Origin of the sequence: Enterococcus sp. DIV0800 (genome assembly GCF_050559735.1) — a bacterium.
Classification (GTDB): domain Bacteria; phylum Bacillota; class Bacilli; order Lactobacillales; family Enterococcaceae; genus Enterococcus_A; species Enterococcus_A devriesei.
This window is the reverse complement of record NZ_CP187898.1, coordinates 1,804,026-1,818,101: the sequence shown is the minus strand read 5'-3', so window position 1 is coordinate 1,818,101 and position 14,076 is coordinate 1,804,026. Positions and strand designations below refer to the sequence as shown.

Sequence of the window (14,076 nt, the reverse complement as noted above, 5' to 3'; positions counted from 1 at the left end):
ATGTCTCTAACAAATTTAATTCATCTTATCATATTTGAAAAAAAATTTTAAACAGCTTTTCCTTTTCTTAATCTTTCCGTCTATAAATCCAGTAGAAAATCGAGTTTCTAACCAATAATAATCTTTTCTTCAGGAAATTCATAACCTAAGTCCCGGGTTTCTTTTGGTACGAAAAGCATCAACGTATAAAGCATACCGACGCGTCCAATAAACATTAAGATGGCAATCATAATTTTTCCTGTATTAGACAAGTCGTGAGTGATGCCTAATGAAAGCCCGGTTGTTCCGAAAGCGGAAGTCACTTCGACAATGATCGAGATCAAGGAATGATCTTCAGTGGCGGTCAGAAAGAGAATGCTAAAGAGACACATGCCGGCGGAGAGCATAAAGACGACCACCGATTTTCGCACATCCTCTTGGGCGATCTTGCGTCCAAAAATATTGATGTCATTTTCATTTTTTAAGAAGGAATACAGGTATAAGCCGATAATAGCGATAGTCGTCGTACGAATCCCACCACCGACCGAACTTGGTGAACAGCCAATGAACATCAATAAAGAAAAAATAATCAAGGTAGTATTCTGGAAAATATTCAGATCATGGATCTGCAAGCCGGCGTTTCTCGTCGTCATGGAATAAAAGGAAGAGTTCAGCCATTGATCAAACAGATTCATCTGAGCGAAGCTATGGTCTTTTTCTAAAAGCCAAATCGCTAACGTTCCGCCAATAAATAGTACAAAGAAAGCGAGTAGGGCGATCTTCGAGAATAAGCTAAACCGAAAAGGAATTTTTGATTTTGACCGTTTGTGGTAAAGCCAACCATGAAAATCCATTAAGACCGGAAAACCGATCCCACCGATGAAAATCAACAGCATGATCGTAAGAATGAAAAAGGCATCGTGAGAAAATGGAATGATCGAGTCCCCAGTCACGTCAAAGCCTGAGTTGGTCACCGCTGAAATCGCTTGGTAGAAACCATAAAAGATTGCTTCACCAATGCGATGGTAATAGCCCTTTAAATAGAAATAAATGGAAAAGAGCGTGCCGAAGATGACTTCGATCATTAGCAGCATAGAAAAGGTGATTCGAATCAGATTGACGATTCCGCTCAGACGGGGTTGATTCATATCGGTCATGATTAGCTGCCGCTGTTTAAGGGTAATTCGCCGCTTAGAAACGATAAAGAAGAAAGTGGTAATCATCATGATCCCTAAGCCACCAATATGAAAAAGCACCTCCAGCATGACCACGCCAGCGTTGTTAAAGGTGGAATTTATATCAATCGTGGTCAATCCCGTCACGGAAATCGTTGAGATTGCCATAAAAATTAGATCCAATAAAGAAACGTGGGACCCTGGTTCGCGAAAAATTGGCAAGCTAAATAAAAATAAGGCCAAGATCGTCATCGCTAAATAGTAAAAAACGATAATTTGAATTGAAGAAAACCGATTGTTTAGTTTACGCCAGTTCTTTTTAAAAAAACTGATCCGTCGTTCAAAATTCATGGAGAACTCCTTAACAAGTAATTTGTAGAAAGAAATAAAATTTTAACAATAAAAATAGTATAGCATGCTTCGCTGAGAAAGGCTGTGGGAACTCGTCTAACAGCTTACCGAAAAAATGATTTGCAAGGTTGGCTGTTGTCAGAAATAAAAAAACTCCCGTCACTTGGACAGGAGTAGAAAAATTTATGCGTCTTGTGCTGTTGCGGCAATGTCGATTTCGCGAATGTTCACAGCTTGTGGCATATCGTAGATAAATTTGACCGTTTCTGCGACATGGACTGGATCTAAAGTGATTCCCCCCATGCTGTCTTTCCAAGCACCGTAATCAGTTAAAGATTTTTGATCCGTGACGTGAGTCAATAGTTCTGTTTCGGCCGCACCAGGAGCGACTAACGATACGCGGACATTTGAGCCGGAAACCTCTTCGCGGATCGTTTCACTCAGTCCGTGGACACCGAATTTTGAAGCAACATAAGCGGCATGATTCGTAAAGGTTTTTTTGCCTGCAAGGGAAGACATGTTAATGATCGTCCCATGTTTTCGCTCGGTCATATTTGGAAGTACAATCTGCATGCCGTTTAAAACACCCATCACGTTGGTATTCAGCATAGTTTGCCATTCGGTTGGCGATTGTGTCAGGACATTGCCTAATAACATGACCCCGGCGTTGTTGACCAACAAATCAGTTGGACCATAAACCGCTTCGGCCTGCTTGATATTCGCTTCAAACGCCGAGTAATCCGTCACGTCAACCGCTTCGATCATGACTTTGTCAAAATTCAGCGGCAAGGCTTTGATTTTTTCAACTCGGCGCCCCAACAGTAACAAAGGGAAGCCCGCTTGATTAAATATTTTGGCGATCTCCGCTCCAAATCCTGAGCTGGCACCGGTAATAACGACTAATGATTTTTCCATATAAATTGCCTTCTTTCAAAATTATGATAGACTTACTGTACTACTTGGAGTTAACTCCAGGTCAAGAAGGAAGTTGAAAAAAATGAAAAAATTTTTGATCGGAGAAATTTCAGAACGCTATGGTATCTCTCAAGATACCTTGAGATACTATGACAAAGCCGGGTTGTTGCCCTTCGTTAAAAAAAATTCGGCGGGACGCAGGGAATTTACCGAAGATGATCTTGGCTATATCGAAGTAATCGATTGCTTGAAACGTTCAGGCATCGCGGTGAAAGAGATCGCGAAATTTATGGATTGGTGCGTTGCCGGAGATTCGACTTTGCCTCAGCGCTATGCCTTTATGACAGAGCAAGAAGCAGCATTGGAGCAAAAAATTCATGAACTGCAAGCGCAACTTGATTTTTTGCGTTGGAAAAAATGGTATTATCAAACAGCGAATGAAGCGGGGACTGAAACGATTTTCTTTAAGGCCGGGACCCGACAAGTAGATGCGAAGTGGCATCAAAAATATTTGGCTGCGACTAGAGAATAAAAAACGACCGGAATCCTTCAAAGATTCCGGTCGTTTGCGATTATGAAAGCAGCACGCCGGCTGCTAGTAGGACGAGAATTAATACAATAATCGTAATCAAAAGTTTGGTAACAAACTTGATCCATTTATCAAAACCAATGTTCACTACTGATAAGGAAACAAGAATCAATCCCGTTGGTGCAATCAAACCAATCAGGCCTTGCCCCCAGTTGTAAGCATCAACAATCATTGCACGATCAATTCCAACCACATCGGCCAATGGGGCCATGATTGGCATCGATAGCACGGCTAAGCCGGAAGAAGATTGAATGAAGAAACCTAAAATAACATATACTAAGAACATAAACCAAATGAAGACAACATTGTTCATCCCGCTGATCGCACCGCTAAAGAAATTCATAATGGTATCGCTGATGAAGCTGTTTTCCATTACGATTCCTACTGAACGAGCCAAGCCTACAATCAAGGCAACACCTAAAAGATCAGCCGCCCCAGTCACGAAGCTATCAATAAATTTCTTTTCACCTAGTCCGGAAACGAAGGCCAAGATGTACGTCACTGCTAAGAAAACAACCGCAATCTCGGTGAAGTACCAGCCTAATTGTTGAACACCGTAAATCATGACAACAAAGCCCAACGCAAAGACGATTAGTGAAAATTTTTGACGCTTTGTAAAATCGGTACTGGTTTTACGTTCCTCGCTACCTAAAAAGCGTTCACGGTCGCTCGCCGCTTGATCGGCGACTAATGAAGCAGCGGGATTCAAACGAACTTTTTCTGCATAACGAATCGTGTAGAGAATCGAGATACCAATGGCTGCGACCCACATGATGATCCGCAGCGGCATCCCATCAGTGAAGTTGATTCCCGCAGCATTTGACGCGATGACCGTTGAAAAAGGGTTGATCGTCGAACTCATCGTGCCAATGGCTGTTCCTAAATAAATCGAGGCGACAGCCGTCAAGGTATCGTAACCCGCCAATAAAAAGATTGGGATCAAGATTGGGTAAAAGGCAATGGTTTCTTCGGCTAGACCGAAAGTCGTTCCACCAATTGCGATCAACGTGGTGACAATCACGATCAACCACTTTTGTTTGCCTTTCAGTTTTTCCGAAAGCCGCATCATGCCAGCATCCATTGCGCCGGTAGCATTGACGATTCCGATCACACCGCCTAGGATCAAGATGAAGATCATGATATCAACACTCTCAGTAATCCCTTGGACTTGGGATTTTAAAAATTGAGTGATCGTTCCAGTTACCCCACGAGCTGGTTTTTCGATTTGTTCATAAGAATTCGGAATAGCCGCAGGGCGGTAGATCGTCCCATCACGAAACTTGCCGACTTTGATATGGATGTCATATTTATCCAAAGTTGCTTGCGTCGCCGGTTCCATTTTGGTTTTGTCATGAGCATCCGTAATCATAAATTGATCTTTTCCGCCGTCGTACGTCAAGGTACTATACTTACCGGAAGGAATAAAAAAGGTTAGTGCTTGCACCAGAATCAAAACGATGATGATGACGGTGTAAGCGGATGGAAAACTGCGCCGTTTCTTAGGTTGTTCCATTGAAAAAGCCTCCTAATAATAAATGATAGAAAAATAAAGTTCCATTGAAATTATATCATTGGTAAGAAAGATCACTAAAAGATAACCTATTTCAGATTAGAAAATCCTTTGTTTTGCCAAAGTAAGAGCCAGTTGTTTTTTTATGAATATGGAAACAATGAAAATTATGACTGTAAAAAAATCTGCTTTTCCGCTATAATACGATAGGAACAAAAGGGAAAGGTGACAAGAAATGGCCCAGCTTTTTTTTAAATACGGCGCAATGAACAGTGGGAAGACCATCGAAATCTTGAAGGTTGCTCATAATTATGAAGAACAAAACAAACCCGTTGTGCTAATGACTAGCGGTTTAGATACCCGGGACGGCGTAGGCAAAATCTCCAGCCGCATCGGTTTAAGCAGCCCAGCTGTACCGATTTTTGCAGATACAAAAATTTTTGATTTTATTCAAGGGCTTGATTTTAAACCTTATTGCATTTTGATTGATGAATCGCAATTTTTATTGAAGGAACATGTCTTAGAATTGGCTCGTGTGGTAGATGAATTGGATATCCCCGTGATGGCTTTTGGCTTAAAAAATGATTTCCGCAATGAAATGTTTGAAGGCTCGAAGTATTTATTGTTATACGCGGACAAGTTGGAGGAATTAAAAACGATTTGTTGGTTCTGCCACAAAAAGGCAACGATGAACCTGCATTATATCAACGGACGTCCGGTTTACGAGGGCGATCAAGTCCAAATCGGCGGTAATGAAGCCTACTATCCAGTTTGTCGCAAACATTATTTGCATCCGCAGATTCCCCACAACGAAGAATAACTGATTAATCAAAGAATATGCGTAATGAAAAATGCGTTTATTTTTCACTGTATGAAAAATAAATACTTTAATACGAATTAGGAGGAATTTTATCCATGTACGATCAACTGCAAGCCATCGAAGATCGTTATGAAGAGCTTGGCGAATTATTGAGTGACCCGGAAGTCATCACTGATACCCAGCGCTTTATGCAGCTGTCTAAAGAAGAGGCGAATACTCGAGATACTGTTGCGACATACCGCCGCTACAAAAAAGTAGTAGAGGGTATCAGCGATGCCGAAGAACTATTAGGTGAGAACTTAGATGCTGAAATGGCGGAGATGGCTAAAGAAGAGCTGTCTGATTTGAAAAAAGAAAAAGAAGTCTTAGAAGACGAAATCAAAATTCTGCTATTACCAAAAGACCCGAATGATGATAAAAATATCATTATGGAAATTCGTGGAGCAGCGGGTGGAGATGAAGCGGCATTATTCGCCGGCGATCTTTTCAATATGTATCAAAAATATGCGGAAGCGCAAGGCTGGAAGACGGAAGTTATGGAAGCCAATGTAACTGGAATCGGCGGCTATAAAGAAGTCATCATGATGATCACCGGTGATAACGTGTATTCGAAATTGAAATACGAAAGTGGCGCCCATCGCGTCCAACGGGTCCCTTCAACAGAATCGCAAGGGCGAATCCACACTTCAACTGCGACAGTGGTCGTAATGCCAGAAGCTGAAGAAGTCGAGATCGATATTGCCGACAATGATATTCGGACAGATATTTATCATGCGTCAGGTGCTGGTGGTCAGCACGTCAACAAGACGGCATCAGCTGTTCGTTTGACTCATATTCCAACAGGGATCGTAGTAGCGATGCAGGACGAACGTTCGCAAATCAAAAACCGTGAAAAGGCGATGAAAATTTTACGGGCCCGCGTGTTTGATAAAATTCAACAAGAAGCTCAAAGTGAATATGACGCAAGTCGTAAGTCAGCGGTTGGTACTGGGGATCGTTCAGAACGTATCCGGACCTACAACTTTCCGCAAAATCGGGTGACAGATCACCGCATTGGCTTGACGATCCAAAAACTGGATCAAATCCTAGCTGGTAAACTTGATGAAATTATTGACGCTTTAATTATGTATGACCAAACCCAAAAACTGGAAGAGTTGCAAAATGGGTAAAACGTATGTGGAAGTCCTGTCTGGGGCTTCCTCTTTTTTAGAGGCAGCCGGAAAAGAAGGCTATGCTATTGAATACCTTTTCCTCGCTCGCAAACAATGGAGTAAAACCGACTGGCTGCTGCATATGCGGGAAGAAATCTCAACAGCAGAGGAACAGCTGATTGAAGAAGATCTGGCGAGTCTAATGAAAAATATTCCGCCTCAGTATTTGCTAGGCTACGAATATTTTTTTGAGCATCGCTTCAAAGTAACGCAAGATACTTTGATCCCCCGACCTGAGACTGAAGAACTAGTCGCCCTTTGTTTGTCCGATAATGATACATCCGCCAAAAAGGTCGTGGACATTGGTACCGGCACTGGTGCGATTGCGATTAGTTTGAAGCTGGCACGCCCTGCATGGACTGTCACGGCGGTAGATATTTCTGAAGCGTCGTTAAAGGTCGCCACAGAAAATGCAGAGACCTTGCAGGCGCCGGTCACTTTTTTGCAAAGTGATGTGCTAAGCGCTATTACAGAAAAGCAGGACATCATCATTAGCAATCCTCCTTATATCAGTAGGGCGGAATGGGATTTGATGGATGAGAGCGTGCGAACTTATGAGCCAAAGCAGGCGCTTTTTGCGGAAAATGATGGGCTGGCGATCTATCAAAAGATCGCTGCGGAGAGTCAAGGGTTATTGCAGCCAGATGGGATGATTTTTTTGGAGATCGGCTTTCAACAGGGTCTCGTTGTCCAAGAAATATTCCAACGAACCTACCCTGATAAAACGGTAACAATTCATCAAGATCTGTCAGGAAATGACCGCATGATCATGGTGCGTTGAGATTTGCCAAAAAATTATTTTTACGAGCAATTGTAATAAAAAAACATTGGGATGACGGTGTTAAAAGGCTGAAAAAGTTATTCACATGGTTATACACACTTGACAAACAAGTTATCAACAACACGGGGGTAACTCGCAAGCAAAAGTTTTAAAATAAGGAAAGTTAAAAAAAGGGAGCTGTGGAGAAGCTGTGGAAACAAAAATATTTCAAGTAGAGGAACTAAAAGAAGCGGCGGGATTATTACGTCAGGGAGAATTGATCGCCTTTCCTACGGAGACAGTCTATGGATTGGGAGCTGACGCGCTTTTACCGGAAGCGGTTGAAAAAGTATTTGCCGTTAAGGGGCGTCCAAGTGATAATCCGTTGATCGTCCATATCGCGGATTTTTCCATGACCGAAAAATTTGTGGAAAATTACCATCCGTTGACTGAAAAAATTGTTGAAGCTTTCTGGCCGGGACCACTGACCTTGATTTTCTCTATTAAAAAAGGCAGTCTGAGTCCAGTGGTGACCGGCGGGTTATCCACAGCGGCCTTTCGGATGCCAGATAATAAAAAAACATTAACTTTAATTGAAGAAACGGGCGATCCTCTCGTTGGACCAAGCGCGAACACGTCAGGGAAACCAAGTCCAACTACTGCTTCTCATGTTTATCATGATTTAAAGGGGAAAATCGCTGGCATCCTTGATGATGGAGCGACCCAGATCGGAGTGGAATCAACGGTGCTTGATCTTAGTGGCGAGGTACCGACGATTTTGCGTCCAGGGGCGGTAACAAAGGAACTACTGGAAGACATTCTAGGGATTGAAGTACCATTAGATAAACATTTAGTCAAAGAGAGTGAGACACCTAAAGCTCCTGGTATGAAATATAAACACTATTCACCAGATACGCCGGTCTTAATGGTTAAGCCTAATGATTGGGCAAAAGCATTAGCGTGGGCCGTTGCGGAAAATAAAAGCTATGGACTATTGGCGACACCAAAAATTGCTGAACAATATGCGTCAACGACACGTTTTGTTTTTGCTGATGATTCGATCGAAGCGGCGACGCGAGGATTATTCAGTGGCTTACGGGCATTGGATGAAGGAGAATCCGTTGATTTGATTTTTGCAGAAGTCTTTCCGGAAGATCATTTAGGCTTAGCTTATATGAATCGTCTGAAAAAGGCTGCCGCACAGAAATATTTCGAAGTATAAAGAGTTTTAGATTGAATCTTGAATTTTTCACTTCATTCATGGAAAAAAATTTGTGGGTAAAAAAGTAAACAAAAGATTCGATTATCTCTAGAAACTTTCGTATACTTAAATCATAAAAAATGAAAGGTGGCGTTGGGATGGATTACAAAGCACTAGATCCCGAACTATGGGAAGCAATTAAGGATGAGGGGCAGCGGCAAGAGCAAAATATTGAGTTGATCGCCTCAGAGAATATCGTCTCAGAAGCCGTTCGAATGGCGCAAGGCAGTGTGTTGACCAATAAATATGCGGAAGGCTACCCTGGTCGTCGTTATTATGGCGGTTGTGAATTTATCGATGTCGTAGAAAATTTAGCGATTGATCGCGCAAAAGAATTATTTGACGCAAAATTTGCGAATGTTCAAGCACATTCTGGCTCGCAAGCCAATCAAGCAGCTTATTTTTCATTGATTGAACCCGGAGATACAGTTTTAGGAATGGACTTATCGGCAGGAGGACATCTAACTCATGGTTCACCAGTAAATGTCAGCGGTAAGTTGTATCATTTTGTTAGCTACGGCGTTGATCCTCATACAGAAACGATCGACTATGAAGTCGTTCGTATTTTAGCGCGGAAACATCAACCAAAATTAATCGTAGCAGGAGCGAGTGCGTATAGTCGGATCATTGATTTTGCCCGTTTCCGTGAGATCGCCGATGAAGTAGGTGCGAAGTTAATGGTAGACATGGCACATATCGCTGGTTTGGTGGCAACTGGGTTGCATCCTAACCCAGTTCCTTATGCGGATGTTGTTACTTCCACCACCCATAAGACTTTACGTGGGCCCCGTGGCGGCTTGATTTTAACCAATGATCCGGACATGGCCAAAAAAATCAACAGCGCGGTTTTTCCTGGGTTACAAGGCGGACCATTGGAACATGTCATCGCAGCCAAAGCTGTGGCTTTTAAAGAAGCGTTAGCGCCTAATTTCAAAACTTACAGCGAACAAGTCTTGAAAAATATTCAAGCGATGGTGAAAGTCTTCAATCAAACACCGGAAACCCGGGTAATATCTGGGGGCAGTGACAATCATCTGATTTTATTGGAAGTCACCGGCTTTGATATCACCGGTCGGGAAGCAGAAGAATTATTGGATCAGGTTCACATCACAGTCAATAAAAATTCTATTCCTTTTGAATCAAAAAGTTTCCGTGAAACGAGTGGGGTTCGGATTGGGACCGCCGCTATTACCAGCCGCGGCTTTAAAGAAGAAGATGCCAAACGTGTAGCTGAATTGATTGTTGAAGCATTACGCTCAAAGGGTGACGAAGCGAAGCTGGATGAAGTACGCAAGGCGGTCTTAGAATTAACCGATGCTCATCCGATTCAAGCCAGCTTAGACTAGTTTTCTCAAAGCAGTTGTCATATAATAAATGAAATGCATACTAAGAATATCCGCTCAACATGCAGTAGTTTTTAGAGTTCAAGAAAAACTGGTTGGTGGATAGACAACATGAAAATAATTATATTAAAATGAGTAAGGGGCAAATTAATATGGGCAAGTTTCAAGTAATTGATCATCCATTGATCCAACACAAATTAACGATTATTCGCGATAAGAATTGTGGAACCAAGGTTTTCCGCGAAGTGGTAAATGAAATCGCGATGTTGATGGCGTACGAAGTATCTCGTGATATGCCATTGGAAGACGTTGAAATCGAGACACCAATCACTGTTTCAACACAAAAAACATTATCTGGTAAAAAAGTTGCGATTGTTCCGATTTTACGTGCTGGTATCGGTATGGTAGACGGCATCTTAGAATTGATCCCCGCTGCCAAAGTTGGTCACATCGGGATGTTCCGTGATGAAGAAACGTTGGAACCAAATGAATATTTCTTCAAAATGCCAGAAGACATCGACAGCCGTCAATTATTTATTGTTGATCCAATGTTAGCGACTGGTGGTTCAGCGATCATGGCAATCGATTCATTGAAAAAACGTGGCGCTTCAAATATGAAATTCGTTTGTTTAGTTGCTGCTCCAGAAGGGGTCAAAGCCTTACAAGACGCGCATCCAGATGTAGATATCTATACAGCTGCATTAGATGATCATTTAAATGAACAAGGCTATATCGTTCCTGGATTAGGCGACGCAGGCGACCGCCTATTCGGAACTAAATAAATTAAAATAGGTTGGGCAGAAGTGGTTAGCTACTTTTGTCCCGACGGTTGCAACAAAAGAAGGAGTTTGGGCGATGATCGCCCAAACTCCTTCTTTGTTTAAAAACTAAATTTTTTCCATTTGTTTATAATTGATTACAACAACACCGTTGGAATGATTAATCAACTCTCCGTTGTCTTGCTTTTCATCAATTTCAACCACTGCTGCATTTTTCAATTGTTTCGTGACAATTCCAGTCTGAGATTGTCCGCGAATCGTAAACATCACATGTGTCTGAACTGGAAAATCTTTTCCAGCTTCGGAAGGATCAATTTGCGTCTCTATTTTACCAAATGTAGCCATCTGTTCTAAACGCCTCCTTTTTCATACTAACGAAAATCTCAACTTTAAACTGCGTCGGATTTGTTAATATCTTGGATTTTGACTCGACTTAATCACAGGATTTTGCTAAACTATGAAAAGTGGAGCGGTCATCCATTGGTATCACATGCTCTATTTTAGCATATTTTCAACTTTTTTTCATGTAATCGCTTTTTGAGAGGAATCTTACTTTACTTTTTGCTAGAAGTTTTTTATAATTCCTTTTGTACGAAACGCCAGCTTAGCTCAGTTGGTAGAGCAACGCACTCGTAACGCGTAGGTCGTAGGTTCGAATCCTATAGCTGGCATAAATTATAAAAGCCGTCATATCAAAGGGAAACCGAGATAGCGACGGCTTTTTATTATTTATAAAGTAGGTATAAATTTTTCACAGGAATACGCTTTACAGCAGACTTAGCCATATCTGGCTTCACGAACTAGCTCTATCGGCAATCAGCAAAACGATTTCTCAGTCATTTATCAAAAGTTTGGACTTATTACTCAGCTGACTCCTAATTAGGGAATCATTTTTCCAAAAACACGAAAAATGACTCTGATTGTCGTTACGCCTACCATTTTTCTACTCTCAATAAAGCAAGCAGAAAAACTGGTAAAAAGCTGAGGTAGTTCGCGAAAGCCTTTCTCATATTATTTTGATTGTATGGAAGAAAAGTTGCTTTCTATTGAGGGAGAAGGATGAAGAAAAATTATTTGTTCCACTTTGGTGTGATTCTTTATATTTTATTTATGAGTCTATTTCGCGAGACGTTTTCGTTTATGGGCTTGAATGTTTTTCTAGCTTGGCTGCCGCTAGTCTTTGGTAGTTTGTTTATGAAACTTATTTCGCCGGTTCGCTGGCTATTTGCAGCGCTGTGGTTATTGTTTTTCCCGAATGTTCCCTATTTATTGACAGATCTGTTTCATTTAGAGAGTTTGAAGATTTATCACGCCCATGGTCTTTTTGCACCAGTTGCGAGTGATTGGTGGTCCTATTTTTTCTTAGTGCTGCCGATTTTAGTTATGGTTTTTGTTGGGATGGCGCAAGTCTTCCGCTTGTTTGCGACAGTCAAATTGCAAAAGTCACAACGCTTCATCAGTCTGCTAAGCTTAGCTGTTCTTTCAGGAATTGCCGTTTACAGTGGCCGCTTCGATCGGATTCACTCGGTCGAATTGATTCTTAAACCGCTTCACGCGTTACAGCTCTTATTAGGAAACTGGCACGTTGAGAAAATTCAATTCGTAGTGATGTTTAGTCTGTTACAATTAGGAGTGTGGGCGTTGATTTTCGGATTGCAACATGATCAATCGCTCTAAGACTAAAGATTTTGCAAAGGAAATGAAGCGGACTTTTCTTTAGCGAGAGAAGCGTCTATAATAAGGCGAGTAAATTGGTGGAAAAGAGATGAAAAATGAATACGTTAAGAAAAAACAATGATAGCCGAATTGATTACGGCGTTATTTTACCTGTGTTTCTATTATGTTTGATTGGATTATTGTCCCTTTACGTGGCATTATCTCACGATCCGAGAGATCCAAATATTTTTCGCAATATCGTCATGCAAGGCGTGTGGTACGCAGTGGGAGCATTGGCAATTGTTATTATCATTCATTTTGATGCGAAAATGCTTTGGCGTTTGACCCCATTTTTGTATGTCATTGGATTGGCCGTCATGCTGGTTTTGTTAAAATATTACGATCCGGTTCTGGCAGCTTCCACCGGTTCAAAAAACTGGTTCAAATTCGGGACCCTGACCTTCCAGCCATCTGAGCTGATGAAGATTGCGTATATTTTAATGATGGCGCTGATTATTACGAAGCATAACGTAGCCAACAAGCTTCACACAATTAAGACAGACGCGTTATTAATTGGCAAAATGTTGTTAGTCACACTGCCAGTAATCGGCTTGGTCTTGGCACAGAAGGACTTTGGGACAATGCTAGTTTTCTTGGCTATTTTTGCCGGGATGTTTTTGATGTCGGGAATTTCTTGGCTGATCGTTTTACCAGCGATTGCTTTGGCGGTGGTATTAGGTGTCTCACTGATCTTTTTAGTTTCGACAGATACCGGAAGAGCGTTATTAACAAATCTGGGTTTTAAGAGCTATCAATTCGCTCGGATTGATTCTTGGTTAGAGCCTTTCCATGATCCTCAAGGAGTTAGTTTCCAATTGGCTCATGCGTTGATGGCGATTGGGTCTGGCGGTATTTTTGGGACAGGCTATAATGTGAGTCATGTTTACGTGCCGGTGCGCGAATCGGATATGATTTTCACCGTTATTGGTGAGAATTTTGGTTTTGTCGGCGGTGCTTTTGTGATCTTAGTTTATTTTGTTTTGATTTACCGGATGATCCGTTTATGTTTTGATATGAACAATGAGTTTTATGCTTATATTGCTTCAGGGATCGTTATGATGATGCTCTTTCATGTCTTTGAAAATATCGGAGCGAATATTGGTCTGCTACCATTAACAGGGATCCCATTGCCTTTTATCAGTCAAGGTGGTTCTTCTATTCTCGGTAACATGATCGGAATTGGCTTGATTTTATCAATGCGTTATCAAAGTGCCGGTAAACAGGTAATGAAACCAACAAGGAGCTCACAACATGCTTAAATTTTATTGGTATCCAAAATGTTCGACTTGTCGTAAAGCCAAAGCCTGGTTGGACCAGGAAAATATTTCCTATGAAGCGATTGATTTGATTCAAGCTACGCCGCAAGTGGCTGAGTTTGAAAAGTGGCTGTCAACTAGCCAGCTCCCTGTTCGCCGCTTCTTCAATACTAGCGGAATGAAGTATCGTGAGCTGGGATTGAAGGATAAAATGACAGAGCTGTCGATTCAAGCTGCGAGTGAGCTATTAGCTAGTGATGGGATGCTGGTGAAGCGTCCAATGCTGATCAACAACGATCAATTTGTTGTGAATGGCTTTAAAGAATCAACTTATGAAGAAAGCCGAGCCAGCTTCTCATAGCAGAAGCTGGATGTTCACCGGCTATATTAAAAATTTTTATACTAGCAAAA

Annotated in this window: 14 protein-coding genes and 1 tRNA gene; 11 read left to right on the top strand and 4 right to left on the bottom strand. The window is 41.6% G+C overall.

Annotation, left to right across the window (positions count from 1 at the left end; translation table 11 throughout):
- Positions 1–107: 107 nt before the first annotated feature.
- Together IGI54_RS08865 and IGI54_RS08860 are read right to left on the bottom strand one after the other, a co-directional pair.
- Complete coding sequence (locus IGI54_RS08865) at positions 108–1,505, bottom strand: TrkH family potassium uptake protein (RefSeq protein ID WP_216428378.1); 1,398 nt, start codon at positions 1,503–1,505, stop codon at positions 108–110.
- A 183-nt stretch (positions 1,506–1,688) separates the two neighbouring features.
- A complete protein-coding gene (locus IGI54_RS08860; RefSeq protein ID WP_430620485.1) occupies positions 1,689–2,420 on the bottom strand; it encodes an SDR family oxidoreductase in 732 nt (243 codons plus the stop codon).
- Positions 2,421–2,502: 82 nt separating this feature from the next.
- Between IGI54_RS08860 and IGI54_RS08855 the strand changes: the two genes are divergently transcribed.
- Positions 2,503–2,952: a MerR family transcriptional regulator gene (locus IGI54_RS08855; RefSeq protein ID WP_313629941.1), complete on the top strand. Its 450-nt coding sequence runs from the start codon at positions 2,503–2,505 to the stop codon at positions 2,950–2,952.
- Between the two features lie 40 nt (positions 2,953–2,992).
- Here the strand turns inward: IGI54_RS08855 and IGI54_RS08850 are convergent, their stop codons facing one another.
- Positions 2,993–4,522 carry a YfcC family protein gene (locus tag IGI54_RS08850; RefSeq protein WP_071860794.1) on the bottom strand — a complete coding sequence of 510 codons (1,530 nt, stop codon included), beginning with the start codon at positions 4,520–4,522 and terminating at the stop codon, positions 2,993–2,995.
- Between the two features lie 232 nt (positions 4,523–4,754).
- On the opposite strand from IGI54_RS08850, the gene IGI54_RS08845 reads away from it, so the two are divergent.
- The 6 genes from IGI54_RS08845 (at position 4,755) to upp (ending at position 10,696) form a co-directional block, all read left to right on the top strand.
- A complete protein-coding gene (locus IGI54_RS08845; protein ID WP_071860795.1) occupies positions 4,755–5,339 on the top strand; it encodes a thymidine kinase in 585 nt (194 codons plus the stop codon).
- A 95-nt stretch (positions 5,340–5,434) separates the two neighbouring features.
- Complete coding sequence (gene prfA, locus IGI54_RS08840; RefSeq protein ID WP_071860796.1) at positions 5,435–6,508, top strand: peptide chain release factor 1; 1,074 nt, start codon at positions 5,435–5,437, stop codon at positions 6,506–6,508.
- Entirely contained in the window at positions 6,501–7,331 is an 831-nt protein-coding gene (gene prmC, locus IGI54_RS08835) for a peptide chain release factor N(5)-glutamine methyltransferase (RefSeq protein WP_430620484.1), read from the top strand. Before prfA ends, prmC begins: the two co-directional genes overlap by 8 nt.
- A 190-nt stretch (positions 7,332–7,521) precedes the next feature.
- A complete protein-coding gene (locus tag IGI54_RS08830) occupies positions 7,522–8,532 on the top strand; it encodes an L-threonylcarbamoyladenylate synthase (protein WP_430620483.1) in 1,011 nt (336 codons plus the stop codon).
- A 137-nt stretch (positions 8,533–8,669) separates the two neighbouring features.
- Positions 8,670–9,917 carry a serine hydroxymethyltransferase gene (glyA, locus tag IGI54_RS08825; protein WP_071860799.1) on the top strand — a complete coding sequence of 416 codons (1,248 nt, stop codon included), beginning with the start codon at positions 8,670–8,672 and terminating at the stop codon, positions 9,915–9,917.
- Positions 9,918–10,066: 149 nt separating this feature from the next.
- Positions 10,067–10,696, top strand: a complete 630-nt coding sequence (gene upp / locus IGI54_RS08820; RefSeq protein ID WP_071860800.1) for a uracil phosphoribosyltransferase — start codon at positions 10,067–10,069, stop codon at positions 10,694–10,696.
- A 105-nt stretch (positions 10,697–10,801) separates the two neighbouring features.
- On the opposite strand, the gene IGI54_RS08815 is transcribed toward upp, so the two are convergent.
- The gene (locus IGI54_RS08815) at positions 10,802–11,038 is read right to left on the bottom strand and encodes a hypothetical protein (RefSeq protein WP_071860801.1); all 237 of its coding nucleotides are present in this window, start codon (positions 11,036–11,038) and stop codon (positions 10,802–10,804) included.
- Positions 11,039–11,291: 253 nt separating this feature from the next.
- On the opposite strand from IGI54_RS08815, the gene IGI54_RS08810 reads away from it, so the two are divergent.
- The 4 genes from IGI54_RS08810 (at position 11,292) to IGI54_RS08795 (ending at position 14,026) form a co-directional block, all read left to right on the top strand.
- Positions 11,292–11,364, top strand: a tRNA-Thr gene (locus IGI54_RS08810).
- A gap of 388 nt (positions 11,365–11,752) precedes the next feature.
- Complete coding sequence (locus IGI54_RS08805) at positions 11,753–12,370, top strand: DUF1361 domain-containing protein (protein ID WP_430620482.1); 618 nt, start codon at positions 11,753–11,755, stop codon at positions 12,368–12,370.
- 95 nt (positions 12,371–12,465) lie between these two features.
- Positions 12,466–13,668, top strand: coding sequence for an FtsW/RodA/SpoVE family cell cycle protein (locus tag IGI54_RS08800; protein WP_430620481.1), 1,203 nt, complete (start codon positions 12,466–12,468; stop codon positions 13,666–13,668).
- A complete protein-coding gene (locus tag IGI54_RS08795; RefSeq protein WP_430620480.1) occupies positions 13,661–14,026 on the top strand; it encodes an arsenate reductase family protein in 366 nt (121 codons plus the stop codon). The genes IGI54_RS08800 and IGI54_RS08795 overlap by 8 nt, the downstream gene beginning before the upstream one ends.
- Positions 14,027–14,076: the final 50 nt, after the last annotated feature.

What these genes read in the sequence shown, in the direction of transcription:
- IGI54_RS08865 (WP_216428378.1), bottom strand. Translation starts at nt 1,505, where the DNA reads ATGAATTTTGAACGACGGATCAGTTTTTTTAAAAAGAACTGGCGTAAA.
- IGI54_RS08860 (WP_430620485.1), bottom strand. Translation starts at nt 2,420, where the DNA reads ATGGAAAAATCATTAGTCGTTATTACCGGTGCCAGCTCAGGATTTGGA.
- IGI54_RS08855 (WP_313629941.1), top strand. Translation starts at nt 2,503, where the DNA reads ATGAAAAAATTTTTGATCGGAGAAATTTCAGAACGCTATGGTATCTCT.
- IGI54_RS08850 (WP_071860794.1), bottom strand. Translation starts at nt 4,522, where the DNA reads ATGGAACAACCTAAGAAACGGCGCAGTTTTCCATCCGCTTACACCGTC.
- IGI54_RS08845 (WP_071860795.1), top strand. Translation starts at nt 4,755, where the DNA reads ATGGCCCAGCTTTTTTTTAAATACGGCGCAATGAACAGTGGGAAGACC.
- prfA (WP_071860796.1), top strand. Translation starts at nt 5,435, where the DNA reads ATGTACGATCAACTGCAAGCCATCGAAGATCGTTATGAAGAGCTTGGC.
- prmC (WP_430620484.1), top strand. Translation starts at nt 6,501, where the DNA reads ATGGGTAAAACGTATGTGGAAGTCCTGTCTGGGGCTTCCTCTTTTTTA.
- glyA (WP_071860799.1), top strand. Translation starts at nt 8,670, where the DNA reads ATGGATTACAAAGCACTAGATCCCGAACTATGGGAAGCAATTAAGGAT.
- upp (WP_071860800.1), top strand. Translation starts at nt 10,067, where the DNA reads ATGGGCAAGTTTCAAGTAATTGATCATCCATTGATCCAACACAAATTA.
- IGI54_RS08815 (WP_071860801.1), bottom strand. Translation starts at nt 11,038, where the DNA reads ATGGCTACATTTGGTAAAATAGAGACGCAAATTGATCCTTCCGAAGCT.
- IGI54_RS08805 (WP_430620482.1), top strand. Translation starts at nt 11,753, where the DNA reads ATGAAGAAAAATTATTTGTTCCACTTTGGTGTGATTCTTTATATTTTA.
- IGI54_RS08800 (WP_430620481.1), top strand. Translation starts at nt 12,466, where the DNA reads ATGAATACGTTAAGAAAAAACAATGATAGCCGAATTGATTACGGCGTT.
- IGI54_RS08795 (WP_430620480.1), top strand. Translation starts at nt 13,661, where the DNA reads ATGCTTAAATTTTATTGGTATCCAAAATGTTCGACTTGTCGTAAAGCC.